Annotated in this window: 25 protein-coding genes; 4 read left to right on the top strand and 21 right to left on the bottom strand. The window is 71.4% G+C overall.

The window, feature by feature from the left end; translation table 11 throughout:
• Window positions 1-68: 68 nt before the first annotated feature.
• The 3 genes from CHB94_RS08370 to nucS form a co-directional block, all read right to left on the bottom strand.
• Window positions 69-374: an Rv1322 family protein gene (locus tag CHB94_RS08370; RefSeq protein WP_089336114.1), complete on the bottom strand. Its 306-nt coding sequence runs from the start codon at window positions 372-374 to the stop codon at window positions 69-71.
• Between the two features lie 2 nt (window positions 375-376).
• Window positions 377-2,158, bottom strand: coding sequence for a 3-hydroxyacyl-CoA dehydrogenase family protein (locus CHB94_RS08375; protein WP_089336115.1), 1,782 nt, complete (start codon window positions 2,156-2,158; stop codon window positions 377-379).
• Between the two features lie 104 nt (window positions 2,159-2,262).
• Entirely contained in the window at window positions 2,263-2,934 is a 672-nt protein-coding gene (gene nucS / locus CHB94_RS08380) for an endonuclease NucS (RefSeq protein WP_089336116.1), read from the bottom strand.
• Between the two features lie 57 nt (window positions 2,935-2,991).
• On the opposite strand from nucS, the gene CHB94_RS08385 reads away from it, so the two are divergent.
• Complete coding sequence (locus CHB94_RS08385; protein WP_089336117.1) at window positions 2,992-3,849, top strand: hypothetical protein; 858 nt, start codon at window positions 2,992-2,994, stop codon at window positions 3,847-3,849.
• Between the two features lie 63 nt (window positions 3,850-3,912).
• Here the strand turns inward: CHB94_RS08385 and CHB94_RS08390 are convergent, their stop codons facing one another.
• Both CHB94_RS08390 and CHB94_RS08395 read right to left on the bottom strand, forming a co-directional pair.
• Window positions 3,913-5,265, bottom strand: a complete 1,353-nt coding sequence (locus CHB94_RS08390) for a dicarboxylate/amino acid:cation symporter (RefSeq protein WP_089336118.1) — start codon at window positions 5,263-5,265, stop codon at window positions 3,913-3,915.
• A gap of 321 nt (window positions 5,266-5,586) precedes the next feature.
• Window positions 5,587-6,360 carry an enoyl-CoA hydratase-related protein gene (locus CHB94_RS08395; protein WP_089336119.1) on the bottom strand — a complete coding sequence of 258 codons (774 nt, stop codon included), beginning with the start codon at window positions 6,358-6,360 and terminating at the stop codon, window positions 5,587-5,589.
• A gap of 72 nt (window positions 6,361-6,432) precedes the next feature.
• Here CHB94_RS08395 and CHB94_RS08400 point away from each other — a divergent pair, with 72 nt between their 5' ends.
• Window positions 6,433-7,146 carry a YqjF family protein gene (locus tag CHB94_RS08400; protein WP_089336120.1) on the top strand — a complete coding sequence of 238 codons (714 nt, stop codon included), beginning with the start codon at window positions 6,433-6,435 and terminating at the stop codon, window positions 7,144-7,146.
• Window positions 7,147-7,152: 6 nt separating this feature from the next.
• Here the strand turns inward: CHB94_RS08400 and CHB94_RS08405 are convergent, their stop codons facing one another.
• Window positions 7,153-9,207 carry a protein meaA gene (locus CHB94_RS08405; protein WP_089336121.1) on the bottom strand — a complete coding sequence of 685 codons (2,055 nt, stop codon included), beginning with the start codon at window positions 9,205-9,207 and terminating at the stop codon, window positions 7,153-7,155.
• 171 nt (window positions 9,208-9,378) lie between these two features.
• Between CHB94_RS08405 and CHB94_RS08410 the strand changes: the two genes are divergently transcribed.
• The gene (locus CHB94_RS08410) at window positions 9,379-9,720 is read left to right on the top strand and encodes a hypothetical protein (protein WP_089336183.1); all 342 of its coding nucleotides are present in this window, start codon (window positions 9,379-9,381) and stop codon (window positions 9,718-9,720) included.
• A gap of 55 nt (window positions 9,721-9,775) precedes the next feature.
• Here the strand turns inward: CHB94_RS08410 and murA are convergent, their stop codons facing one another.
• Entirely contained in the window at window positions 9,776-11,050 is a 1,275-nt protein-coding gene (murA, locus tag CHB94_RS08415; RefSeq protein ID WP_089336122.1) for a UDP-N-acetylglucosamine 1-carboxyvinyltransferase, read from the bottom strand.
• Between the two features lie 70 nt (window positions 11,051-11,120).
• On the opposite strand from murA, the gene CHB94_RS08420 reads away from it, so the two are divergent.
• Window positions 11,121-11,726: a cob(I)yrinic acid a,c-diamide adenosyltransferase gene (locus tag CHB94_RS08420; RefSeq protein WP_089336123.1), complete on the top strand. Its 606-nt coding sequence runs from the start codon at window positions 11,121-11,123 to the stop codon at window positions 11,724-11,726.
• A 95-nt stretch (window positions 11,727-11,821) separates the two neighbouring features.
• Here the strand turns inward: CHB94_RS08420 and CHB94_RS08425 are convergent, their stop codons facing one another.
• From CHB94_RS08425 to glyA, 14 genes are all read right to left on the bottom strand, one after another.
• Window positions 11,822-12,223 carry a DUF2550 domain-containing protein gene (locus CHB94_RS08425; protein ID WP_089336124.1) on the bottom strand — a complete coding sequence of 134 codons (402 nt, stop codon included), beginning with the start codon at window positions 12,221-12,223 and terminating at the stop codon, window positions 11,822-11,824.
• Window positions 12,224-12,272: 49 nt separating this feature from the next.
• Window positions 12,273-12,662 carry a F0F1 ATP synthase subunit epsilon gene (locus CHB94_RS08430; protein ID WP_089336125.1) on the bottom strand — a complete coding sequence of 130 codons (390 nt, stop codon included), beginning with the start codon at window positions 12,660-12,662 and terminating at the stop codon, window positions 12,273-12,275.
• A 187-nt stretch (window positions 12,663-12,849) separates the two neighbouring features.
• Window positions 12,850-13,032: a hypothetical protein gene (locus tag CHB94_RS08435; protein WP_089336126.1), complete on the bottom strand. Its 183-nt coding sequence runs from the start codon at window positions 13,030-13,032 to the stop codon at window positions 12,850-12,852.
• A gap of 303 nt (window positions 13,033-13,335) precedes the next feature.
• Window positions 13,336-14,778 carry a F0F1 ATP synthase subunit beta gene (gene atpD / locus CHB94_RS08440; protein ID WP_089336127.1) on the bottom strand — a complete coding sequence of 481 codons (1,443 nt, stop codon included), beginning with the start codon at window positions 14,776-14,778 and terminating at the stop codon, window positions 13,336-13,338.
• Between the two features lie 57 nt (window positions 14,779-14,835).
• Window positions 14,836-15,810 carry a F0F1 ATP synthase subunit gamma gene (locus tag CHB94_RS08445; protein WP_089336128.1) on the bottom strand — a complete coding sequence of 325 codons (975 nt, stop codon included), beginning with the start codon at window positions 15,808-15,810 and terminating at the stop codon, window positions 14,836-14,838.
• 3 nt (window positions 15,811-15,813) lie between these two features.
• Entirely contained in the window at window positions 15,814-17,451 is a 1,638-nt protein-coding gene (gene atpA, locus CHB94_RS08450) for a F0F1 ATP synthase subunit alpha (protein WP_089336129.1), read from the bottom strand.
• A 55-nt stretch (window positions 17,452-17,506) separates the two neighbouring features.
• Window positions 17,507-18,379, bottom strand: coding sequence for a F0F1 ATP synthase subunit delta (locus tag CHB94_RS08455; protein WP_089336130.1), 873 nt, complete (start codon window positions 18,377-18,379; stop codon window positions 17,507-17,509).
• Window positions 18,379-18,942 carry a F0F1 ATP synthase subunit B gene (locus CHB94_RS08460; RefSeq protein WP_089336131.1) on the bottom strand — a complete coding sequence of 188 codons (564 nt, stop codon included), beginning with the start codon at window positions 18,940-18,942 and terminating at the stop codon, window positions 18,379-18,381. The genes CHB94_RS08455 and CHB94_RS08460 overlap by 1 nt, the downstream gene beginning before the upstream one ends.
• Before the next feature lie 51 nt (window positions 18,943-18,993).
• On the bottom strand, window positions 18,994-19,221 hold the full coding sequence (atpE, locus tag CHB94_RS08465; RefSeq protein ID WP_014742489.1) for an ATP synthase F0 subunit C: 228 nt from the start codon (window positions 19,219-19,221) through the stop codon (window positions 18,994-18,996).
• Window positions 19,222-19,315: 94 nt separating this feature from the next.
• Entirely contained in the window at window positions 19,316-20,140 is an 825-nt protein-coding gene (gene atpB, locus CHB94_RS08470; RefSeq protein WP_089336132.1) for a F0F1 ATP synthase subunit A, read from the bottom strand.
• Window positions 20,137-20,463, bottom strand: a complete 327-nt coding sequence (locus CHB94_RS08475) for an AtpZ/AtpI family protein (protein ID WP_089336184.1) — start codon at window positions 20,461-20,463, stop codon at window positions 20,137-20,139. Before CHB94_RS08475 ends, atpB begins: the two co-directional genes overlap by 4 nt.
• A 16-nt stretch (window positions 20,464-20,479) precedes the next feature.
• A complete protein-coding gene (locus CHB94_RS08480; RefSeq protein ID WP_089336133.1) occupies window positions 20,480-20,962 on the bottom strand; it encodes a Cg1360 family ATP-synthase-associated protein in 483 nt (160 codons plus the stop codon).
• Window positions 20,959-22,212: a glycosyltransferase family 4 protein gene (locus tag CHB94_RS08485; protein ID WP_089336134.1), complete on the bottom strand. Its 1,254-nt coding sequence runs from the start codon at window positions 22,210-22,212 to the stop codon at window positions 20,959-20,961. Before CHB94_RS08485 ends, CHB94_RS08480 begins: the two co-directional genes overlap by 4 nt.
• Before the next feature lie 4 nt (window positions 22,213-22,216).
• Entirely contained in the window at window positions 22,217-23,512 is a 1,296-nt protein-coding gene (gene glyA / locus CHB94_RS08490; RefSeq protein WP_089336135.1) for a serine hydroxymethyltransferase, read from the bottom strand.
• Window positions 23,513-23,657: the final 145 nt, after the last annotated feature.

Below are 23,657 nucleotides of genomic sequence, written 5' to 3' on the forward strand. Positions count from 1 at the left end.
GGCCCCGCCCTGAGCGTGCGAAGGGTGGGCAGGACGGGGTCCTTCTCCGGTGGGGGGCAGGGGGGTCCTTACCGGCGCCGGTCCCGCGCCCGCCAGCAGGTCGCGTGCCAGTGCCGGCGCCGGTCTGCGGCGGACTCGGTGTCCCAGGGGTCGAGGTCGGAGTCACGGGCGTAGGCGGGCCAGGTGACGACGTGCGGGGTACCCGGCCGGATCTCCTGGTCACAGCCCGGGCAGCGGTAGGTCTTGCCCGTCGCGGCCCCGGTGAGCGGGCGGACCACCCAGTCACCGTCGGCGGCCTCCTCGACGGTCTCGACGCGACGGGCCGGGTCCGGCCCCGAGGGGCGGGACCCGGCCCGTGGTCGCCGACGGGGCACCGTCAGCGAGCGGCGTAGTCCCGGAACCCGCGGCCGGTCTTGCGGCCGAGGTAGCCGGCGGTCACCAGGTGCTCCAGGAGCGGGGCCGGCGCGAACCCGGGCTCGCGGAACTCGGTGTAGAGCTCGCGCTCGATGGCCAGCGACACGTCCAGGCCCACGACGTCGAGCAGCTCGAAGGGCCCCATGGGGTAGCCGCAGCCCACCTTCATGGCGGCGTCGATGTCGTCGGCGGTCGCGTAGTGCGCCTCCAGCATCTTCACCGCGTCGTTGAGGTACGGGAACAGCAGCGCATTCACGATGAAGCCGGCGCGGTCGGTGCAGGACACCGCGTGCTTGCCCAGCTGCGCGCTGACCGCGTGCGCGGTGGCCGCGACGTCCGGCGCGGTCGAGATGGTGGAGACGACCTCGACCAGCTTCATGACCTGCGCCGGGTTGAAGAAGTGCATGCCGACCACGTCGGCCGGGCGGCCGCTGGCCTTGGCGCACTCGATGACCGGCAGGCTGGACGTGGTGGTCGCGAGCACCGCGCCCGGCTTGGCGATCTCACCGAGGTTGGCGAAGAGCGCCTCCTTCACCGACAGCGACTCGACGACGGCCTCGATGATCAGGTCGCGGTCGGCCAGCTCGTCCAGCGACGTGGTGCCGGTGACCCGGGCGAGGATCTCGTCCCGGGCGGTCTCGTCGAGGCGGCCGCGCACCACCTGCTTCTCCAGCGACTTGGTGAGGGCCAACGTGGCGGCCTCGACCTTCTCCGGGGTGCGGGCGACGAAGCGCACGTCGTAGCCGCCCTTGGCGACGACCTCGAGGATCCCGGTGGCCATGGTGCCCGAACCGATGACGCCCACGGCCCGCACCGGCCGGGCGCCCTCCGCGGCTCCCCCGGCGGCTGGGGTCGCGGCGTCGTCGACGACCTCGGCCGAGCCGGGCTCTGCGTAGGTGTAGAAGCCGCGGCCGGACTTCCGGCCGAGCAGGCCCGCGGTCATCATCTGCTTGATGACCGGGCTCGGGGCGTGCAGCCGGTTGCGCGACTGCTTGTACATCGTGTCGAGGATCTCGTAGGCGGTGTCGATGCCGATGAGGTCCATCAGCGCGAGCGGGCCCATGGGCAGGCCACAGCCCAGCCGCATGGCGGCGTCGATGTCCTCACGGGTGGCGTAGCGGTTCTCGAACATGGAGACCGCGTGGTTGAGGTAGCCGAACAGCAGTGCGTTGGCGATGAACCCGGCCTTGTCGCCGATGGTCACGTCGACCTTGCCGAGCCGCTCGGCCAGCGCCTCGACGTCGTCCACGACCGACTGCTCGGTGACGACGGTGCGCACCACCTCCACCAGCTTCATGACCGGCGCCGGGTTGAAGAAGTGCATCCCGATGACCTTGCTCGGCCGGCCGGTGGCCACGGAGAGCTCGGTCACCGACAGGCTCGAGGTGTTGGTCGCCAGGATCGTGTCCGGCGGGCAGATCTTGTCCAGCTCGGCGAAGACCTCGGCCTTGAGCTCCATGCGCTCGGGCACGGCCTCGATGACGAGCTCGGCGTTCGCGAGGTCCTCCATCGAGCAGGTGAAGCGGATCCGCTCGAAGATCGCGTCCCGGTCGGCCGGGTCGAGCTTGCCGCGGCTCACGGCCCGGTCGGTGGACTGCTCGACGTGGCCGCGTCCCCGGGCCAGCGCGTCCTCGGTGACCTCCACGGCGGTGACCGAGAGGCCCGCCCGCGCGAGCACCTCGGCGATGCCGGCACCCATGGTGCCCAGCCCCACGACGCCGACCTCGTTCAGTTCCCTGGCCACGAGCTCATCTCCTCACACCGGTGATCGCGGGTGAGTCTCTCACCCCGGGCGAACCACCGCTGCGCGGGTCTACCGGTCGGTAACTTCAGGTCGGCGTCGGCCTGTCAGAACAGCCGCTCGGAGGGGTCGTCGGTGCCCTTGAGGACGGCGTAGTCGACGGTGACGCAGTCGATGCCGCGATCCTGAGCGAGCACCCGCGCCTGGGGCTTGATCTCCTGCGCGGCGAACACGCCCTTGACCGGGGCGAGCAGCGGATCCCGGTTGAGCAGCTCCAGGTAGCGGGTGAGCTGCTCCACGCCGTCGATCTCGCCGCGCCGCTTGATCTCGACGGCCACCACGGCGCCGGAGGCGTCGCGGCAGAGCAGGTCGACCGGCCCGATGGCGGTCGGGTACTCGCGGCGCACCAGCGACCACCCCGGCCCGAAGGTCTCCACGTGCAGCGCGAGCAACCGCTGGAGCTCGGCCTCGACGCCGTCCTTCTGCAGACCGGGGTCGACCCCGAGGTCGGCGGAGTGATCGTGCTCCACGGCCTCGATGGTGATGATCAGCTGCTCGCCGGCCTTGTTCGTGACCGTCCAGGTGCCCGAGCCGTCCACCAGCTCGTCCTTGAGCGTGCAGGGTGGGCTCATCCAGTTCAGCGGCTTGTAGGCGCGGTCGTCGGCGTGGATGGACACCGAGCCGTCCGCCTTGACCAGCAGCAGGCGGGTCGCCATGGGCAGGTGGGCGGTGAGCCGCCCGATGTAGTCGACGGAGCAGCGGGCAAGGACCAGACGCACGGGCGCCGACGCTACCGGGCGCGGGAACCGTCTCCGCGGCCCCGTCGTGGTGGTGGCATGACGATCATGAGAGTGGTCCGGCCGGTGCTCACGGCCGCCCTGCTCCTGGGGCTCCCGGCGTGCGCGGAGCGCGGCGGGGTGGCGGCCCCCGGCACCCCTGCGCCCTCGTCGTCCCAGGCAGCGGCGACCGAGGGCCTCGTCCTCCGCGTGGAGCACACCGGTGGCTATGCCACGCCGTCGATGCTCGCTGCGCGGCTGCCCCTCGTGAGCGTCTACGCCGACGGGCGGGTGATCACCGAAGGCCCCGTCATCGAGGTCCATCCGGGCCCGGCGCTGCCCAACCTGCAGGTGCAGCAGATCGCGCGGAGCGAGGTGCAGGGCCTCGTGGACCGCGCCATGGCCGCCGGGGTCGCCGACACCTTCGATCTGGGGCTCCCCCCGATCGCCGACGCACCGACCACCCGGTTCACGGTCGTGACCGCCGCGGACACCTACGTGCGCGAGGCCTACGCGTTGTGGGACACCCCCGGAGGCAGTGGGCTCACCGGCGAGCAGGAGAAGGCCCGCGGGAAGCTCATCGATCTCCTGAGCTCCCTGACCGACCTCGGTGCAGGCACCGGGCCCTACGCGGCCGACGTCGTCTCGGCCGTCGTCTCCCCGTGGGTCGATCGCGGGGACGGGCTCGCCCAGCCGCATGCCCCGTGGCCCGGCCCGCCGCTGCCGGGCGAGACGACCGGCGGCCCGCCGGACGTCACCTGCGTGACGGCCACCGGCGAGGAGGCCCGGGCGGTCCTGGAGGCAGCCCGCTCGGCCAACGCCGCGACGCCGTGGACCACGGCGAACGGCATGCGGTGGTCGGTCTCCTTCCGCCCGCTGCTGCCCGACGAGACCAGCTGCGCGGACCTGGCCCGCTGATCCGGGACGACGAGCGGCCCGGCCCTCCACAGGGAGGACCGGGCCGGTCGTCGTGGTGTGGAACTACACCGTCGCGGGCTCCGGACGGCGCAGGTCGGTGTCCACACCGCCACGCTCCTCGACCCGGGCCAGCGGCTCGATCGTGGAGGTCGACCGGTACCGCTCGATGTCGAGGATGCCCTCGCGCTTGGCCACGATCGTCGGCACCAGCGCCTGCCCCGCGACGTTGACCGCGGTCCGGCCCATGTCCAGGATCGGGTCGACGGCCAGCAGCAGGCCGACGCCGGCCAGCGGGAGGCCGAGGGTGGACAGCGTCAGGGTCAGCATGACCACCGCGCCGGTCGTCCCGGCGGTGGCCGCCGAGCCGATGACCGACACCAGCGCGATCAGCAGGTAGTCGGTGACCGCCAGGTCCACGCCGAAGAACTGAGCCACGAAGATCGCCGCGAGCGCCGGGTAGATCGCCGCGCAGCCGTCCATCTTGGTCGTCGCCCCGAGCGGGACGGCGAAGGAGGCGTAGGAGCGCGGGACGCCCAGGTTCTGCTCGGTCACCCGCTCGGTCACCGGCAGGGTGCCGATCGAGGAGCGGGAGACGAAGGCCAGCTGGATGGCCGGCCAGGCGCCCGCGAAGTACCGCAGCGGCGAGAGGCCGTGCAGCCGCAGGAGCACCGGGTAGACGACGAACAGCACGAGGGCCAGCCCGACGTAGACGGCGCCGGCGAAGACACCCAGCGAGCCGAGCGACTCCCAGCCGTAGCTGGCGACGGCGTTGCCGATCAGGCCCACGGTGCCCAGCGGCGCCAGCAGGATGACCCACCACAGCACCTTCTGCACGATCGCCAGGGCCGAGCGGACGAAGCCCAGGAACGGCTCGGCGGCCTCGCCGACCTTGAGGGCCGCGATGCCGATGGCGGCCGAGATGACGATCAGCTGCAGCACGTTGAAGGACAGCGCACCCTCGGCCGACGACTGCAGCCCGAGGACGTTGCCCGGCACGATTCCGGTGAGGAAGTCGAACCAGCCACCGGTCTTCTCGGGAGCGGCCTGGCTGGCGGCATCGACGGAGCTGTTGCGGCCCGGCTCGGTGAGCAGGCCGAGGCCGATGCCGATCGCGACGGCGATCAGGGCGGTGATCCCGAACCAGAGCAGGGTCTGACCGGCCAGCCGGGCGGCGTTGGAGACCTGCTTGAGATTGGCGATGCTGACGATCACCGCGGTGACGATCAGCGGCGGGACCAACGCCTTCAGCAGCGTGACGAAGGTGGTGCCGATGGTCTGCAGGGTGCTGGTCAGCCAGTTGGGTTCTTCGGGTCCGACCGGACCCATCTCACGGGCGACGAGGCCCAGGACCACGCCCAGCACGAGGGCGAGGAGGACCTGCGCCGCGAACGGGACACGGCGGAGACGAGCGAGCACGAGGGTGCCTTTCGCGAATGGGTGCAAGAACGACGACGGGACGGGAACGGGGAGACCGAGCGGCGCTCAACAGGCCGCGGTCGTCACCCGGCCGAAGTCAAGGGCACGCCGGCGCGTCAGGCCCCACAGGTTCTGCACGAGAGGATCAATGCCGGCGCCCACCGACGATCATCCCGGCTGTGAGCGGACTCACCGCGGCCCCGTAGGGGTCCGGCCCGTCCGGGTCCCGCCCTGAGCTCGCGAAGGCCTGTGGCCCCGTCCCGAGGCTCACCGCGAGCGTGCGAGCGGTGAGGTGGGCGGAGTCCTTCCAGGGGTCCTTCGTCAGTCGGTCCAGACCGGATGGCGCTTCTCGAGGAACGCGGCCATCCCCTCACGCGCCCCCGGGATCTGGCTGGCGGCGGCCATCACCTCGATGGCGGTCGTGTATGCGTCCCGCTCGGGGCGGTCGAGCTGGGCGTACATCGTCTGCTTGCCCCACGCCTTGCTGGCCCGTGAGCCACGGGTGGCCCGGGCCATCAGGTCGTCGACGGCCTTGTCGAGGTCGTCGTCGGGCACGACCCGGTTGACCAGGCCCCAGTCCTGAGCGGTCGCGGCGTCGATGACGTCGCCGGTCAGCGCCAGCTCCATGGCCCGCTTGCGGCCGACGTTGCGGGCGATCGCCACCATCGGCGTGTGGCAGAACCAGCCCCCCTTGCCGCCGGGGGCGGCGAACCCCGCCGACTCCGCCGCGACGGCCAGGTCGCAGGAGGCCACCAGCTGGCAGCCCGCCGCCGTGGCCAGTGCGTGGACGCGGGCCAGGACCACCTGCGGCACGTCCTGGATCGTCTGCATCAGCTCGGTGCACAGCGCCAGCAGGCTGCGCACCTCGGGCAGCGAGGCGCCGGCGACGTCGGCGAAGTCGTGGCCGGCGCTGAAGACCGGGCCCTCGGCGGCGAGCACGATCCCGGTCGCGTCGCTCGATCCGGCTTCGGTGACGGCGGCCAGCAACTGCGTCAGATGCTCCCGGGAGAGGGCGTTGCGGCGCGCCGCGCGCACCATCGTGATGCGGAGGACGTCACCGTCGCGCTCGACCCGCGGTGCACCGGAAGTACTCATGCCGCCGACCCCACCACGTCCGACCACCGGTAGCAACGCGTCATGCCCCGGCGCCCGGGGCATTCTCCCGGCGTGCAGCGCGAACCGGTCACCGCAGCCCCGCCACGGTCGGCCCGCCCGGCGCTCCTGCGTCAGGACTGGCGGGACGTCGCCTTCCTGCACTGGGTGATCCGCCCCGAGGTCGCCGCACCGCTGCTGCCCCCCGGCACCCGGCCCGACCTGCTCGACGGTCGGACGTTCGCGGGCCTGATCGCCCTGCGCATGGCCCACACGGCGCCACTGGGCGGGCCGCCGCTGCCATGGCTGGGGTCGTTCGGCCAGGCCAACGTCCGGCTGTACTCGGTCGACGAGGACGGACGACGCGGCGTCGTCTTCCTGTCCCTGGACGCCGGCCGCCTCCTACCCGCGTTGACCGCGCGGACGGCGGGCCTGCCCTACTCGTGGGCGCAGGTCCACGTGCGGCACGTGGGAGACCGCTGCAGCTATCACCTCGACCGGCGGACCGGGAGGGCGCACGCGTCGATCGACCTGCGGGTCGGGCCCCGGCAGGAGCCCGACCCGCTGGAACTCTTCGTGACCGCCCGCTGGGGCATGCACCACCGGGTCCCGACCCGCACGGTGTACGCGGCGGTCGAGCACCGGCCGTGGCCGCTGCACGCCGCGGAGCTGGTCCACTGGGACACCGACCTCCTCGCGGTCGCGGGGCTCCCGGAGGTGTCCGGCCCGCCGGTCAGCGTGCTGTTCTCACCCGGCGTCGACGGCGTCCGCATCGGCCCGCCGGCCTGAGCCGGATCAGGCCGGGGCCGGCACCTTCCCGTCGAGGTGGGCGGCCAGGTCGTTCGCCTCGCGGATCACGTCCACGATCTGACCCATGATCTCGGTCAGCCCGAAATCCTTCGGCGTGAAGACCCGTGCCACCCCCTGCTCGCGCAGCCGGCGGGCGTCGCTGTCGGGGATGATCCCGCCCACCACCACCGGGACGTCGTCGAGCCCGGCATCCTTCAGGCCCTGGAGGACCGCGGGCACGACCTGCAGGTGGGAACCGGACAGCACCGACAGGCCGACGACGTGGACGTCCTCCTCGACCGCGGCCGAGACGATCTGCGCGGGCGTGAGCCGGATGCCCTGGTAGACGACCTCGAAGCCGACGTCGCGGGCCCGCACGGCGATCTGCTCGGCGCCGTTGGAGTGCCCGTCCAGACCGGGCTTGCCGACCAGGAAGCGCAGCCGCCCGCCCAGCTCCTCACCGGTCGCCCGGACCCGTTCGCGGACTTCGGTGAGGCTCGCGTCGGCCTCGCCACCGCCGGTCGCCGCCGAGACGCCGGTGGGCGCCCGGTACTCGCCGAACACCTCCCGCAGCACTCCGGCCCACTCCCCCGTCGTGACGCCCGCGCGGGCGCACTCCAGTGTGGCGGGCATCAGGTTCGTGTCCGAGGCGGCGGCCGTGCGCAGGGCATCGAGCGCCTTCTCCACCGGCGCGGGATCCCGGTCGGCCCGCCACTTCCGCACCGCCTCCTGGGCGGCGGCCTCGACGGCCGGGTCGACCGTCATGATCGCGGTGTCCAGGTCGGCGGTCAGCGGATTGGGTTCGGTGGTGTCGAACTTGTTGACACCGACGACCACGTCCTCGCCGCTCTCCATCTTGCGGCGCCGCTCGGCCAGCGAGCCGACGAGCTGGCCCTTCATGTAGCCGGACTCGACGGCCGCGACGGCGCCGCCCATCTCCTGCACCCGCGCGATCTCGGCGCGGGCCCCCTCGAGGATCTCCGAGACCTTCTTCTCGACGACCACCGAGCCCGTGAAGAGGTCCTCGTACTCGAGCAGGTCGGTCTCGTAGGCCAGCACCTGCTGGAGCCGCAGCGACCACTGCTGGTCCCACGGCCGGGGCAGGCCGAGGGCCTCGTTCCAGGCGGGCAGCTGCACCGCGCGGGCGCGGGCGTCGCGGGAGAGCGTGACCGCGAGCATCTCGAGCACGATCCGCTGGACGTTGTTCTCCGGCTGGGCCTCGGTCAGGCCCAGGGAGTTGACCTGGACGCCGTAGCGGAAGCGGCGGTGCTTGGGGTCCTCGACGCCGTAGCGCTCCTTCGTCAGCTCGTCCCAGAGCTGGGTGAAGGCCCGCATCTTGCACATCTCCTCGACGAAGCGGACGCCCGCGTTGACGAAGAAGGAGATCCGCGCGACGACCTCGCCGAACTTCTCCTGCGGCACCTGACCGGAGTCGCGGACGGAGTCCAGGACGGCGATGGCGGTGCTGATGGCGTAGGCGATCTCCTGCTCCGGCGTGGCCCCGGCCTCCTGCAGGTGGTAGCTGCAGATGTTGATCGGGTTCCACTTCGGCATGGTCGTCACCGTGTAGGCGACCATGTCGGTGATCAGCCGCATCGACGGAGCGGGCGGGAAGACGTAGGTCCCCCGCGACAGGTACTCCTTGATGATGTCGTTCTGCGTCGTCCCCGCGAGCCGGCGCAGGACAACGTCCGGATCAGCGCCCGTGCCCTCTGCTTGTTCGATGGCGACCACCTGGTACAGCGCGAGCAGCCACATCGCGGTCGCGTTGATGGTCATCGACGTGTTCATCTCGTCGAGCGGGATGCCGTCGAAGAGCGCACGCATGTCGCCGATGTGGGTGACCGGCACGCCGACCTTGCCGACCTCACCGACGGCGAGCTCGTCGTCGGGGTCGTACCCGGTCTGCGTCGGCAGGTCGAAGGCGACCGAGAGGCCGGTCTGCCCCTTCGCCAGGTTGCGGCGGTACAGGGCGTTGGACTCGGCCGGCGAGGAGTGGCCGGCGTAGGTGCGCATGACCCAGGGGCGGTCGCGCTCCAACGGCTTCGAAGGGAACGGCATACCGGCGGAGTGTAGGGCGGTTACCCGCCGGTAGCAGCCCCGCGTCGGGGACCCGCAGCCGACTATGACCGGTGGCACACTCGGACGACGGAAGCACCCCGTCCCCCTCCCCCTCGCATGCTCGGGGCGAGCCACTGGACGGGGCCGGTGGGCGGTCGATGGGAGGACGGCATGCCGATCGGGGCGGGGAGCAGCCTGCACTACCTCGTGGGCCCGGTGATCGCGTTCGTCGTCCTGGGCCTGCTCGCGCTGTTCATGCGCTGGGCCTTCGGTACCGGCTACGGCAGGGACAGGGTCCGGCGTACGGCCACACCGCCCGCCGACGACGGCCTGCTCACGCTGGTGGCCACCCTCTCGCGCCGCGAATCCGCGCTGGCGCTGCGCGCGGTGCTCTCCGACGCAGGCATCCGGTCCACCGTCCGCTGCCCGGCGCCGCACCGGGCCGACGTCCTGGTCTTCCCGGAGGACGCCGCCCGCGCCCGGTCGCTGGCCGCGATCTTCCCCGGGAACTGAAGACGGGCCCTCGTGCCCCCCGAACGTCGCTCGGCCCGGGCCCTCGCGCGAGGGCCTATTGCTGGGTCCGTTCGACCTTCGCCCCGAGGCTCCGCAGCTGGTCGACGAAGTCGGGGTAGCCGCGGTCGACGTGGTGCACCTCCTGGACCTGGGTGACGCCGTCGGAGACCAGGCCGGCGAGGACCAGCCCGGCGCCGGCCCTGATGTCGGTGGCGACGACCGGAGCGCTGGAGAGCCGCTCCCGGCCGCGGACGACGGCATGGTGACCGTCGATGCGCACGTCCGCGCCGAGCCGCACCAACTCGTTGACGAACATGAACCGGCCCTCGAACACGTTCTCCGTGATCAGCGCCGTCCCGGTGGACACAGCCGCGAGTGCCACCGCCATGGGCTGGAGGTCGGTCGGGAACCCGGGGAAGGGCAGGGTGACGACGTCGACGCTCCGAGGACGTTCGGTCATGGCCACCCGGATGCCGTCCGGACGGGCCTCCACGGTCGCGCCGACGTCGGTCAGCTTGTCCAGAGCCACGGACAGGTGCGCGGCGACGGCTCGTTCGATGACGACGTCCCCGCGGGTCATCACCGCGCCGACGGCCCATGTGCCGGCCACGATCCGGTCGGGCACGGTGGTGTAGCTCACCGGCGCCAGCGTCTCGACGCCCTCGACAGTGATCGTCGACGTGCCCGCACCGTCGATCCGGGCCCCCATCGCGCCCAGCATCGAGCAGAGGTCGACGATCTCCGGCTCGCGGGCGGCGTTGTCGATGACGGTCGTCCCGGCAGCGAGGACCGCCGCCATCACCAGGTTCTCGGTGGCGCCGACGGAGGGGAAGTCCAGCCAGATCGACGTCCCGGCCAGCCGGGGAGCCGTGGCGACCAGGAACCCGTGCTCGCTGACGATCGTGGCGCCCAGCCGCTCGAGGCCCGAGATGTGCATGTCCAGGCCGCGGGAGCCGATCGCGTCACCGCCGGGCAGCGCCACCCGCGCACTGCCGCACCGCGCCACCAGCGGGCCCAGGACGCTGATCGAGGCGCGCATCCGGCGAACGAGGTCGTAGTCGGTCTCGGTCGAGGGCTTCTCGGGGACGTCGATGGTGACGCGCCCACCGCCGCCCCCGTTCCCGGTGCGCTCGTAGTCGACGTCGCAGCCGAGGCGGCGCAGCACCTCGCTCATGATCGAGACGTCGAGGATGTCGGGGACCTCGTCGATGGTGGCCCGCCCGGGCGCCAGCAGCGCGGCTGCCATGAGCTTGAGCGCGCTGTTCTTCGCCCCCGTGACCCGCACGTGGCCGTTCAGGACCGCGCCGCCGGTCACCTCGAAGCACTCCATCCGGCCACCCTACGGCGGGCACTCTGCGTGCTCGTCGCGACCGCGGTCGCAGCGCCCTAGGCTGCCGGGCATGACAGTCCGGCTGACCCGCATCTACACCAAGACCGGCGACGCCGGACAGACCCACCTCGGCGACATGAGCCGGGTGGCCAAGACCGATCCGCGACTGGTCGCCTACGCCGACGTCGACGAGGCCAACAGCGTGCTCGGCACCGCACTGGCACTCGGCGCACCACAACCCGCCGTCGCCGGCCTGCTGCGCAGCATCCAGAACGACCTCTTCGACGTCGGGGCCGACCTCTGCACCCCGATCACCCCGGACCCGCAGTTCCCGCCGCTCCGGGTGACCGCGGCCTACACCGAACGACTCGAGGCGGCCTGCGACGAGTACAACGAGTCGCTGCCGAAGCTGGCCAGCTTCATCCTCCCCGGCGGCACTCCCGCGGCGGCGCTGTTGCACCAGGCTCGGGTGGTGACGCGGCGGGCCGAGCGCAGCGTCTGGGCACTACTCGAGGTGGACGGCGAGCGCACCAACCCCGAGACGGCCCGCTACCTGAACCGGCTCTCGGACCTGCTGTTCATCCTGGCGCGCGTCGCGAATCCCGGCGGCGACATCCTGTGGGAACCCGGGGCGCACAGCGGGGCTCATGCCCAGCGCGGGACGAGCACCGATTGAGAGCGGCCCCTACGAGTCGAGGACCCCGTCCTCCTCACCCGTCGCACGCTCGGGGTGAGCGGCGGGACGGGGCCTGAGGGGACACGGGTCCTTTCTCAGCTGCCCGGCGGGGCCGACTCCACCCAGGACAGGAAGCCGGTCACGGTCGAGGGCTCCATGGCGAGCTCGCGTGGCCCCTCCGGACCGGTGATGGCGAGGACGACGACGTCGGAGGGGAGAGCCAGGTCGTCCCGTGCCGGGCCGCGGCGGGACTCCACCCGGAGCTCGGCGCGGCAGAGGCGTTCCTGCGGTCGCACGGCCAGGGAGAGTGCTCGGTACCAGAGCAGGACGTCACCGCCGTACCAGGCGACGCCCACCGACCATCGCGGCGAGCCGATCGGACGCAGCCACATCGTCACCGCGCCGAGGCCGGACAGCAGGAAGCGGCGGCGGAGCAGGAACGCCACGACGAGCACCACGAGGACAGTGGCGAGCAGGACCAGCAGGACAGTGGTCACGGCGCGACCGGTTGCGGTGGAACTCGTCGATCAGGAGCGGATCAGGAGCTCAGGCGCTCTCGCCGGCGGCCCGCAGGCGGGACTGGGCGCGACGCGCGGCCTCGAGCGCCTCCGGGTCATCACCGGCGTCCTCGGCCCGACGCAGGGCCTCACGGGCCCGCTCGACATCGATCTCGCTCGCGATCTCGGCGGTCTCGGCGAGAATGGAGACGCCGCGGTCGGTCACCGACAGGAACCCGCCGTGGGCCGCCACGACGACGTCCTCACCGGACGCGGTGCGGATGGTGACCACCCCACCCCCGGCCAGCTCGCCCAGCAGCGGGGCGTGGCCGGGCAGCACACCCAGCTCGCCCTCAGTCGTGCGGGCGATGACCATGGTGGCCTCGCCGGACCAGATCTTCCGCTCGACGGCCACCAACTCGACCTGCAGGGTCGCCACGACACTCCTCGGGATCCACCGGCGGGGCGGTGCGGTACGGGGGTTCGCCGGTCCAGGGACGCGGCGACGGGTGCTGCTCACTCTAGCGGCGCGTCGTCGACGTGCCTGCCCAGCCCCCGGCCCCGTTACCGGGCCGGCCCTCTCCTGACGTGCCCCGAGCCTGTGAGGGGTGGGAGGCGGGCCTCCTTCAGACGCAGCGGCGGTACAGGAGAGTCCATCGGCCGACCCGGACCCACGGACGCCGGACCGTCGAGGCGGGCGCCCACTCGTCGACGTCGAAACGCTCCCCCTCGGCCGGCTCCCACGGCGCGTACGGCGGCCAGCTCCAGCCGGCCTCGCCGCTGCGGGATGTCGCGTCGTTCGCGTCCACGTCGATCCTCGTCACGGTGCCCGCTGGTCGGGCTCATCTGTCGGATGGTCGGCGTCGGGCGCGCTGACCAGGAGGGACAGTAGCGCCGATCCACCTACACGGGTGACCGTGATGTCCCCCGATCGTGGGCACACCGGCGGCCGCGCGGAGGGACCGGAGCGGAACGGCGAACGGCCGGGCCCTCCGAGGAGGGCCCGGCCGTCGCCGGACTGGAACGGCCACCCTTCAGTTGAAGGTCCGCCCTGCCCTCCACCGCTCGCAAGCTCGCGGCGGGACCCTGCAGGGCGGCCGTGGGGGGTCCTTCTACTTCCTGAGCTTCTCCGCGTTGCGCTCGAGGTCGTCGAGGCCACCGCACATGAAGAAGGCCTGCTCGGGCACGTGGTCGTACTCGCCCACGGTCAGCGCCTTGAACGCCTGCAGCGTCTCCGACAGCGGCACGAAGGAGCCCGGCTGACCGGTGAACGCCTCGGCGACGAACATGTTCTGCGAGAGGAACCGCTCGATGCGCCGGGCGCGGTTGACGGTGACCTTGTCCTCTTCGCCGAGCTCGTCGATGCCGAGGATCGCGATGATGTCCTGCAGCTCCTGGTAGCGCTGCAGGATCCGCTGCACCTCGCGGGCGATGTCGTAGTGCTCCTGGCCGACGTACTGCGGGTCGAGGATCCGGCTGGTGGAGTCCAGCGGGTCGACGGCCGGGTAGATGCCCTTCTCCGAGATCGGCCGCGAGAGCACCGTCGTCGCGTCCAGGTGGGCGAACGTGGTGTGCGGCGCCGGGTCGGTGATGTCGTCTGCGGGCACGTAGATGGCCTGCAGGGAGGTGATGGACCGGCCCCGCGTCGAGGTGATCCGCTCCTGCAGCTCACCCATCTCGTCGGCCAGGGTCGGCTGGTAGCCCACCGCGGACGGCATGCGGCCGAGCAGCGTGGAGACCTCGGACCCGGCCTGGGTGAACCGGAAGATGTTGTCGATGAAAAGCAGCACGTCCTGGTTCTGCTCGTCCCGGAAGTACTCGGCCATGGTCAGCGCCGACAGCGCCACCCGTAGACGCGTGCCCGGCGGCTCGTCCATCTGACCGAAGACCAGCGCGGTGGACTCGATGACGCCGGACTCGGTCATCTCCGTGATGAGGTCGTTGCCCTCACGGGTGCGCTCGCCGACACCGGCGAACACCGACACACCACCGAACTCCTGGGCGACCCGGCGGATCATCTCCTGGATCAGCACGGTCTTGCCGACGCCGGCACCACCGAACAGGCCGATCTTCCCGCCCTTGACGTACGGCGTCAGCAGGTCGATGACCTTGATCCCGGTCTCCATCAGCTCCGTGCGACCCTCGAGCTGGTCGAAGCGCGGCGCGTGCCGGTGGATCGACCAGTGCAGGGCGTCCTCGGCGTAGCCGGGCTGGTCGAGGCACTCGCCGAGGGCGTTGAACACGTGCCCCTTGGTCACGTCACCGACCGGGACGGTGATGGACTCCCCGGTGTCCCTGACCTCGGCGCCGCGGACGAGGCCGTCGGTCGGCGCCATGGAGATGGTGCGGACGACGCTCTCGCCCAGGTGCTGGGCAACCTCGAGGGTGAGGGTCTTGCCCAGGTCGGCCAGGGTGACCTCGACCTTCAGGGCGTTGAACAGGTCGGGCATCGCGTCGCGCGGGAACTCGACGTCGACGACCGGCCCGGTGACCCGCACGACACGGCCTGTGGCCCGCGTCTGCTGGGTGGTCGGACGGTCCTCGGTGACGGTCATCTGTACTGCTCTCCTGCCCTCGGGCTGCGGTGGTCTTGCGTCGTCTGGTGGTGCATGTCAGTCGCCGGCGCCGGCCTTGACCAGCGCGTCGGCCCCGCCGACGATCTCGCTGATCTCCTGGGTGATCTCGGCCTGACGGGCCTGGTTGGCCTGCCGCGACAGGTTCTTGGCGAGCTCCTCGGCGTTGTCGGAGGCAGACTTCATCGCGCGACGGCGCGAGGCCGACTCCGACGCTGCGGCCTCGAGCATCGCCGCGTAGATGCGCGTGGTGACGTACTTCGGCAACAGCGCGTCGAGCAGCCCCTCGGCCGACGGCTCGAACTCGTAGGACGTCGGGACGCCGGAGTCGTTGCCTCCGGCACCGTGTTCGCGGTCCTCTCGCTCGTAGTCGAACTCCTCGACCTCCTCGACCTCCAGCGGAGCCATCCGCTTCGCGACCGGGACCTGGGAGAGCAGCGAGCGGAACTCGGTGTAGACGATGTGCAGCTCGTCCACGCCGAAGATGCCGTCGGCGCCGGCGTCACCGTCCTCGTCGTCCTCACCAGCGGTGAAGGCGGCGATGAGCTCCTGTCCCACTGCCTGGGCGTCGGTGTAGTTCGGCTGCTCGGAGAACCCGGTGAAGGTGTCGGCCATCTCGCGGTGACGGAAGGAGTAGTAGGTTTCCCCCTTCCGTCCGACGACGTAGAGGACCGGCTCCTTGCCCTCCTGCCGCAGCAGCGAGAGCAGTTCCTCGGTGCGCCGCAGCACGTTGACGTTGTACGAGCCGGCGAACCCACGGTCGGAGGTGATCACCAGGACCGCCGCGCGCTGCGGGTTCTGCCGCTCGGTCAGCAGTGGGTGGTCCAGGGACGCTGATGAGGCCAGCGCGGAGAGCACCCGCGTGATCTCCCGGGCGTAGGGCTTGGACGCCTCCACCCGGGCCTGGGCGCGCACGATGCGGGCGCCGGCAATCAGCTCCTGGGCCGAGAAGATCTTCTTCGTCGACTGGGTGGAGCGGATGCGGCGCCGCAGCGCGCGGAGGGAAGCGGCCATCGGTCAGCTGCCCCGCTTGACCTGGACGCGCTCCTGACCCCGCTCCGAGGCGTCCATGGCCTCAGCCTCGGGCTCGTTGATCACAAGCGACCCGCCGTCCGACGTCGTGAACTCGCCGTAGAAGGCATCGACGGCCCTCTCCAGGCTCTGGATGGTGTCGTCCTCGAGCTTCTTCGTCGTCCGGATGGTGTCGAAGATGACGTTGTCGCCACGCGCGATGTAGTCGAGGAACTCCGACTCGAAGCGGCGGACCTCCCTCACCGGGACCTTGTCCAGCTTGCCGGTGGTGCCCAGCCACAGCGACACGACCTCGCGCTCGACCGGGAACGGCGAGTACTGGCCCTGCTTGAGCAGCTCGACCAGCCGCATCCCGCGGTCCAGCGTCGCGCGGCTGGAGGCGTCCAGATCGGAGGAGAAGGACGCGAAGGCCTCCAGCTCACGGAACTGGGCGAGGTCCAGGCGCAGGCGGCCGGCCACCGACTTCATGGCCTTGATCTGCGCCGAGCCACCGACCCGCGATACCGAGATGCCGACGTTGATGGCCGGGCGGACGCCGGAGTTGAACAGGCCCGTCTCGAGGAAGATCTGCCCGTCGGTGATCGAGATGACGTTGGTCGGGATGTAGGCCGACACGTCGTTGCCCTTGGTCTCGATGAGCGGCAGGCCGGTCATCGAGCCCGCGCCCAGCTCGTCGGAGAGCTTCGCGCAGCGCTCCAGCAGGCGGGAGTGCAGGTAGAAGACGTCACCCGGGTAGGCCTCGCGGCCCGGCGGGCGCCGCAGCAGCAGCGACACCGCGCGGTAGGCCTCGGCCTGCTTGGAGAGGTCGTCGAACACGATGAGGACGTGCTTGCCCTGGTACATCCAGTGCTGGCCGATGGCCGAGCCGGTGTAGGGGGCGATGTACTTGAAGCCCGCGGCCTCCGACGCCGGCGCGGCGACGATGGTCGTGTACGCCATGGCGCCGGCCTCCTCGAGAGAGGCGCGGATCGCGGCGATCGTGGAGCCCTTCTGGCCGACCGCGACGTAGATGCAGCGGACCTGCTGCGCCGGGTCGCCGGTCTCCCAGGCCTGCTTCTGGTTGATGATCGTGTCGGTGATGATCGCGGTCTTGCCGGTCTGGCGGTCACCGATGACCAGCTGACGCTGACCGCGGCCGATCGGCGTCATCGCGTCGATCGCCTTGATGCCGGTCTGCAGGGGCTCGTGCACCGACTGGCGCTGGACCACGGTGGGTGCCTGGAGCTCCAGCGCCCGACGGCCGCTGGTCTCGATCGGGCCGGCACCGTCGATCGGGTTGCCCAGCGGGTCGACGACCCGGCCGAGGTAGCCGTCCCCGACCGGCACGGAGAGGACCTCGCCGGTACGGCGGACCTGCTGGCCCTCCTCGATCCCGGAGAAGTCACCCAGGATCACGACGCCGACCTCGCGCACGTCGAGGTTCAGCGCCAGGCCACGGACACCGCTCTCGAACTCGAGCAGCTCGTTGGTCATGACCGAGGGCAGGCCTTCGACACGGGCGATGCCGTCGCCGGCCTCGGTGACGGTGCCGACCTCCTCGCGGGAGATGTCGGGGCTGAACTCGGTGACGTACGTCTGGATGGCACTGCGGATCTCGTCTGCGGAGATCGTCAGCTCGGCCATGGGTCGTCCTCTTCCCTGCGGGTCGTGTCGGGGGTGGGTCGGTCGATGGGGGCGGTCAGCCGGCCAGTCGCCGTTCGGCGGCTTCCAGGCGGTGGGCGATGCTGCCGTCGATGACCTCGTCGCCCACCTGGACGATCAGGCCGCCGAGCACGCTCGGGTCCACGGTGACCTGCAACCCGATGGTGCGCCCGTAGAGCCGGCTGAGCACATCGGCCAACTGCCGCTCCTGGTCAGGCGTGAGCGCCACGGCGGTGGTCACGCGGGCCACCGACCGGCCGCGGCGCCGGCTGGCCGCCTCGGAGAGCCGTTCGACCGCGATCTCCGCGCTGCCGGCGTGCGGACCGGTGAGCACGTTGCGCAGCAGTTGCTCGGTGACCGGACTGACCCGGCCGGAGAGCAGCCGGTCCAGCAACGCGGCCTTTCCCTCGGCCGGAGCCTTGCGGTCGTTGAGGATGCGGGCCAGCTCGCGGTCTCCGCCCACGATCCGGCCGAACCGGAAGAGCTCGTCCTCCACGCCGTCGAGCTCGCCGCGCGCGTCCGCAGCGTCCAGCGACGCCTCGGTGGCGAGCTCGGTGAAGGCGTCGACCAGATCGATCGGGCGTGACCAGCGCTGGCGTGCGACGGTCTCGATCAGATCGAGCGCGACGTCCGACACCTTGGACCCGAAGAGCCGCCGGGCCAGACCGGCCCGTTCCGCCGGCTTGCCGGCCGGGTCGGACAGCGCCCGGCGCAACGTCAGCTGACCGTTCAGCACCCGCGCGACGGCGAACAGCTCGTCAGCGAGGGCGAGCTGCTCGGGGGCCGAGACGGCACGGGCGTGCCCGGTCAGCCGGTCCTTGGTCTTCTCGATGACACCCGAGGCAGGCCGAGTGAGCTCGTCGAGGCGCGCGCGCGCCTCGACGAGCGCCGCTCGGCTGGAGGCCTCCATCAACGGGTGCTCTTCCGTGCGCCGACGGCGCCGTCACCGGCCGCCGCCATGCCGTCGAGCTCGGCGAGGAAGCGGTCGACCGTGCCGCTGCGCCGGGCGTCGTCGGCGAGCGACTCGCCCACGACCTGGCCGGCGAGCTGGACGGCCAGCGTGCCGATCTGGCCACGCAGCTCGTTGACGACCTGCTGCCGGGCGGTGGCCAGCTGCTCCTCGCCGCGGGCGACGATGCGCGCCGACTCCTCCTGCGCCTGGGCCCGCAGCTCCTCGAGGATCTGCTGCCCCTCGGCGCGGGCCTGGTCGCGGATCTGCGCGGCCTCGCTGCGCGCCTCGGCCAGCTGGGCCCGGTACTGCTCCAGCGCGGCCTGCGCCTCGGCCTGCATGGCTTCGGCCCGCTCGATGCCGCCTTCGATCGCCTCGCGGCGGGCGCGGAAGACCTGCTCGAAACGCGGCGCGACGAATTTGAACATCACCAGCAGCACGATCGCGAAGGCGATCAGGCCGATGATGATCTCGCCCACCGGTGGGAGGAGCGGATTGGCGCTCTCCGCAGCGAGAATGCTCATGCTCTCAGTGTCCCTGTCTGGAGTCGGTGATCCGTATCAGGTGAATACGGATCAGGTGCCGAAGACGAAGGGAACGACGAAGCCGATCAGGGCCAGCGCCTCGGACAGGGCGAAGCCGAGGAAGGCGTAGGTACGGGTCAGGCCGGCGGACTCGGGCTGCCGGGCGGTGGCCTGGATGTAGGCCGCCCAGACGATGCCCACACCGATACCAGGGCCGATGGCGGCGAGGCCGTAGCCGACCGAGCCGATGCTGCCGGTCAGTTCTGCCAGAACGTCCATTGCGTGGTGTTCCTCCTGTGTCGTCGCCCGGCGGCTGCCGGGCGGCTGGCGGGGTCGTTCGGGTGGTGCAGGTGGTGCAGTCCGAAGGGTCGGCTCAGTGCTCGGCCTCGATCGACCCGTTGAGGTAGGTCCCCATGAGGACCGTGAAGACGTAGGCCTGCAGGAAGATGACCAGAAGCTCGAAGAAGGTCATCACGATGGCCATCAGCGCTGAGATCGGACCGAAGACGATCGAGAAGTTGTCCCGGCTGAAGAGGTAGACCGCACCGAGGGAGAAGACCACCAGCAGCATGTGGCCGGCGAACATGTTGGCGAAGAGCCGGACCGCCAGGGTGAACGGGCGGACCACGAAGTTCTGCAGGATCTCGATCGGCGTCACCAGGATGTACATCAGCTTGGGGACGCCCGGCAGGAACAGGATGTCCTTGAAGTACTTGCCGGCGCCCTGCTCGCGGATGCCGATCCAGATGTAGAGCACCCAGCAGATGGCCGCGAGCACCAGCGGGAAGGCGAACTTCGACATCGGCGAGATCTGGGCGAACGGGATGATCGCCATCAGGTTGTTCGCGAGGATGAAGAAGAAAAGCGCGGCGAGGAAGGGCGCAAACGGCAGACCCTTGGGCCCGACGACGTCACGAGCGATGCCGTCGCGGACCAGCGAGTAACCCGACTCCCCGACGAACTGCAGCCTGCCGGGCACGATCTGCGGGTTGCGGACCGCGGCCACGAGGAAGGCGATCATCGCCAGGGTCGCCACCCAGAGGATGAGCGTGATCCGGGTGATCTCGAAGTCGATGCCGAGCAGCGAGAAACTGGCGATCACCTCGGGATAGAACTCACCGAGGCCAGGGGCCTGGAAGCCGTCGCCGGATCCTTCGGCGGCGAGCACGCCGCCGAGCGCGGGGGCGCTGGAGGTCACCGTTGTCCCTTCTGCGTCCTGGGCCGGCTCCGTCGTCCGCCCGGGGTCCTACCGTTGCGCTGTGGCCCTGATGGCGGGGCGACGGCGCCGTACCGGGCGACCACCAGATAGATGGCCACCGCCATGCCGAGGATGACGCCGACCGGGAAGAACACTCGCGTGTCCCACCACTGGTCGAGCAGCCACCCGACCCCGCCCCACACGGCCATCCCGGAGATCATCGTGCCGATGACCGCATAGCCGGTCTCGGCACCACTGCCCTGCCCGGGCGGACGTGCAGGTCGAGGTCGAGAGTCCCCGCGAGCAGGGCTGTCCTCGGCCATCGCTCGGGACACTATCTCAGCCACCGGGCGCGGGTCTTTCCGGGTCCGCGCTGGACGCGGACGCGGGCGGCGCCGGAGGCGGCACGTAGTACAGCTGACGGGTCCAGACCCAGCGCAGTTGCACCCCGCTCCAGAGCAAGGCGCCCACCACGACGGTCAACGCGAAGGTCCGCCGGTCCAGCCACCCGTCCTCGGGCAGTGCGTTGAGCAGCGGGAAGAGGATCACCGCCTTGACGAAGAACATGCCGAGAGCGGCCGGCAGGGTGAACGTGTCGTCGATCCGCCCGGCCCAGGCGATGACCAGGCCGGAAACGGTGAAGAACGCCGTGACGACGGCTGCGCCGGCGAGCACCCCCACGGCGTCGCCCCATCCGGCCAGGAGGCCGGTGACAAGAGCCGCGACCGCCGCCGTCGCGGCAGTAGCCACGATTCCGATGCGCAGGAAGGAGAGGTCCCAGGGCGCGTCGCTGCGCGGGGGCCGCTTTCCCGAGGTCGTCATCGCAGCACCTGCTCCGCACCTGCGGGCCGCTGGTCGGGACCGCGACGGGGTGCCTGTACCGCCGCCCGCGCCCGCACCGCACGGGCGGTGGGGTGCTCGGCCCGGCTCCGCTCGCGCTGAGCGGCGAGCTCGGCTGCCCGCGCCTCTCGCGCCGCCCGCCGGGCCCGGGGGCTGAGGACGACCACGACGCCCACCACGAGCAGGACGGCGATGGCGACGAGCAGCTCCACCCGACCACCGGTGATGGAGAGCGCGACGGCGCCGAAGGACAGCAACGCCGCCCAGAAGTACATGACCAGGACCGCGCGCCGGTGCGAGTGGCCGATGGAGAGCAACCGGTGGTGCAGGTGCATCTTGTCCGGCGAGAACGGGGACTGGCCCTTGCGCGTGCGCCGCACGACCGCCATCAGCAGGTCGACGAACGGGATGAAGAGGATGGCGATCGGCACCAGCAGGGGCAGGGCGAGCGGGAGCAGGGTCGCCGCGGAGTCGAAGGACTGCGGGTCCACTCCCCCGGTCGCGGTCACCGCCGCGGCGGACAGCATGAGCCCGACCAGCATCGAGCCGGAGTCCCCCATGAAGATCCGGGCGGGGCTGAAGTTGTGCGGCAGGAACCCGAGGCAGGCGCCCGCCAGCACGGCGGTGATCAGCGCGGGGGCGCTGGCCACGTCGTCGTAGCCGACGACGCCCAGGTGGTAGCTGTAGGCGAAGAACGCCAGCGCCGCGATCGCCGAGACACCCGCAGCCAGCCCGTCGAGCCCGTCGATGAAGTTGAGCGCGTTGACGGTGGCGACGGTGAGCACGATGGTGAGCGGCACGCCGACGTCGGGGCCGAGGGAGATCGTGCCGATGTCGGCGAACGGCAGGAACAGGAACGCCAGCTGGACGCCGAGCAGCACCATCACCCCGGCGGCGGCGATCTGACCGGTGAGTTTCGTCAGGGCATCGAGGCCCCACCGGTCGTCCAGGACACCGAGCAGGCAGATCAGCCCCCCGGCGACGAGCACCGCGATGGTCTGGGAGTCGTCGAACGTCCGCTGCAGGGCAGGCAGCCGCGTGGCCACCAGGATGGACGCCGCCACGCCGAGGTACATCGCGACGCCACCGCCCCGGGGGGTCGGGATGACGTGCACGTCCCGCTCCCGTGGGGCGGCCATCATCCGCGCGCGGACGGCGATCATCCGCACCACCGGGGTGGTCAGGAAGGTGACCAGCGCGGCGGTGAGGAGGACGACGACGTACTCGCGCACGGGATCAGTCGGCGGACTGGGGCGGGGAGGACGAACGCGGAGCCGGGTACGCCGGATGTGCCCCGACGAGCTCCCGCACGCCGGCGGCCACCTCGGCGGTACGGCTGCCGTCGGCGTCACGGAGGGCGGTCCCGATGAGGGAGGCGATCGCCTTCATGTCGTCCTCGGCCATGCCCTGGGTGGTGACCGCCGGGCTGCCGACCCGGATGCCCGAGGCGATCGAGGCCGGCTGCGGGTCGAACGGGATGGCGTTCTTGTTCAGCACGATGCCGGCGGCGTCGCAGCGCTGCTCCGCGTCTGCACCGGTCACGCCGGTCGCCTGCAGGTCGAGGAGAGCCAGGTGGGTGTCGGTCCCACCGGCGACGGGCCGCAGCCCCTCCGCCGCCAGGCCGTCGCTGAGCGCCTGCGCGTTCGCGATCACCTGGCGGGCGTAGGTCCGGTACTCGGGCTGCAGGCACTCCTTGAGGTTCACCGCCTTGGCCGCGACCGCGTGCATCAGCGGGCCGCCCTGCATCATCGGGAACGCGGCCTTGTCGATGGCCTTGGCGTGCTCCGCCTTGCAGACGATCGCGCCGCCGCGCGGGCCGCGGAGCACCTTGTGCGTGGTGAAGGTGACGACGTCGGCGTAGGGCACCGGGCTCGGGATGGCCTTGCCGGCGACCAGGCCGATGAAGTGGGCCGCGTCGACCATGAGGATCGCGCCGACCTCGTCGGCGATCTCCCGGAAGGCGGCGAAGTCGATCAGCCGCGGGATCGCCGAGCCGCCGCAGACGATCAGCTTCGGCCGGTGCTCGCGGGCGAGGTCCCGGACCTGGTCGTAGTCGATGTGCTCGGTGTCCGGCCGGACTCCGTACTGCACCGCGTCGAACCACTTGCCGGAGAAGGACACCTTGGTGCCGTGGGTCAGGTGACCGCCGTGCGGGAGCGCCATCCCCAGCAGGGTGTCGCCGGGCTTCAGGAACGCGCCGTAGGCCGCCAGGTTCGCGCTGGCGCCGGAGTGCGGCTGCAGGTTCACGTGCTCGGCGCCGAAGAGCTCCTTGCCCCGGGCGATGCCGATCTCCTCGGCCCGGTCCACGACCTCGCACCCGCCGTAGTAGCGGCGTCCCGGATAGCCCTCGGCGTACTTGTTCGACAGGGTGCTGCCCAGCGCCGCGAGCACCGCAGGGCTGGTGAAGTTCTCGCTCGCGATCAGCTGCAGGCCCCCGCGGAGGCGATCCAGCTCGTCGACGACGACTCCGGCGATGTCCGGGTCGAAGGCGGCCAGGGCGTCGAAGTCCGGGCCCCAGTAGGGGGTGCTCATCTCGGGGGCGCTCCAGATGGCTCGGGGCGGCGGTCGCCCCACTATGACACTGCAGCCCTTCCGGGCTGCACCGCGACCACGTGCCGCGTCCGTTGCGCTGAGCCGCTGCGTCGCGCCTGTGCGGAGCTCTCCGGGCCCCACTCGG

Source organism: Blastococcus mobilis, assembly GCF_900188025.1.
GTDB classification, from domain to species: Bacteria; Actinomycetota; Actinomycetes; order Mycobacteriales; family Geodermatophilaceae; genus Blastococcus_B; species Blastococcus_B mobilis.

What these genes read in the sequence shown, in the direction of transcription:
- CHB94_RS08385 (WP_089336117.1), top strand. Translation starts at nt 2,992, where the DNA reads ATGACGATCATGAGAGTGGTCCGGCCGGTGCTCACGGCCGCCCTGCTC.
- CHB94_RS08395 (WP_089336119.1), bottom strand. Translation starts at nt 6,360, where the DNA reads ATGAGTACTTCCGGTGCACCGCGGGTCGAGCGCGACGGTGACGTCCTC.
- CHB94_RS08405 (WP_089336121.1), bottom strand. Translation starts at nt 9,207, where the DNA reads ATGCCGTTCCCTTCGAAGCCGTTGGAGCGCGACCGCCCCTGGGTCATG.
- CHB94_RS08410 (WP_089336183.1), top strand. Translation starts at nt 9,379, where the DNA reads ATGCCGATCGGGGCGGGGAGCAGCCTGCACTACCTCGTGGGCCCGGTG.
- murA (WP_089336122.1), bottom strand. Translation starts at nt 11,050, where the DNA reads ATGGAGTGCTTCGAGGTGACCGGCGGCGCGGTCCTGAACGGCCACGTG.
- CHB94_RS08420 (WP_089336123.1), top strand. Translation starts at nt 11,121, where the DNA reads ATGACAGTCCGGCTGACCCGCATCTACACCAAGACCGGCGACGCCGGA.
- atpD (WP_089336127.1), bottom strand. Translation starts at nt 14,778, where the DNA reads ATGACCGTCACCGAGGACCGTCCGACCACCCAGCAGACGCGGGCCACA.
- CHB94_RS08445 (WP_089336128.1), bottom strand. Translation starts at nt 15,810, where the DNA reads ATGGCCGCTTCCCTCCGCGCGCTGCGGCGCCGCATCCGCTCCACCCAG.
- atpA (WP_089336129.1), bottom strand. Translation starts at nt 17,451, where the DNA reads ATGGCCGAGCTGACGATCTCCGCAGACGAGATCCGCAGTGCCATCCAG.
- CHB94_RS08455 (WP_089336130.1), bottom strand. Translation starts at nt 18,379, where the DNA reads ATGGAGGCCTCCAGCCGAGCGGCGCTCGTCGAGGCGCGCGCGCGCCTC.
- CHB94_RS08460 (WP_089336131.1), bottom strand. Translation starts at nt 18,942, where the DNA reads ATGAGCATTCTCGCTGCGGAGAGCGCCAATCCGCTCCTCCCACCGGTG.
- atpE (WP_014742489.1), bottom strand. Translation starts at nt 19,221, where the DNA reads ATGGACGTTCTGGCAGAACTGACCGGCAGCATCGGCTCGGTCGGCTAC.
- CHB94_RS08475 (WP_089336184.1), bottom strand. Translation starts at nt 20,463, where the DNA reads ATGGCCGAGGACAGCCCTGCTCGCGGGGACTCTCGACCTCGACCTGCA.
- CHB94_RS08480 (WP_089336133.1), bottom strand. Translation starts at nt 20,962, where the DNA reads ATGACGACCTCGGGAAAGCGGCCCCCGCGCAGCGACGCGCCCTGGGAC.
- glyA (WP_089336135.1), bottom strand. Translation starts at nt 23,512, where the DNA reads ATGAGCACCCCCTACTGGGGCCCGGACTTCGACGCCCTGGCCGCCTTC.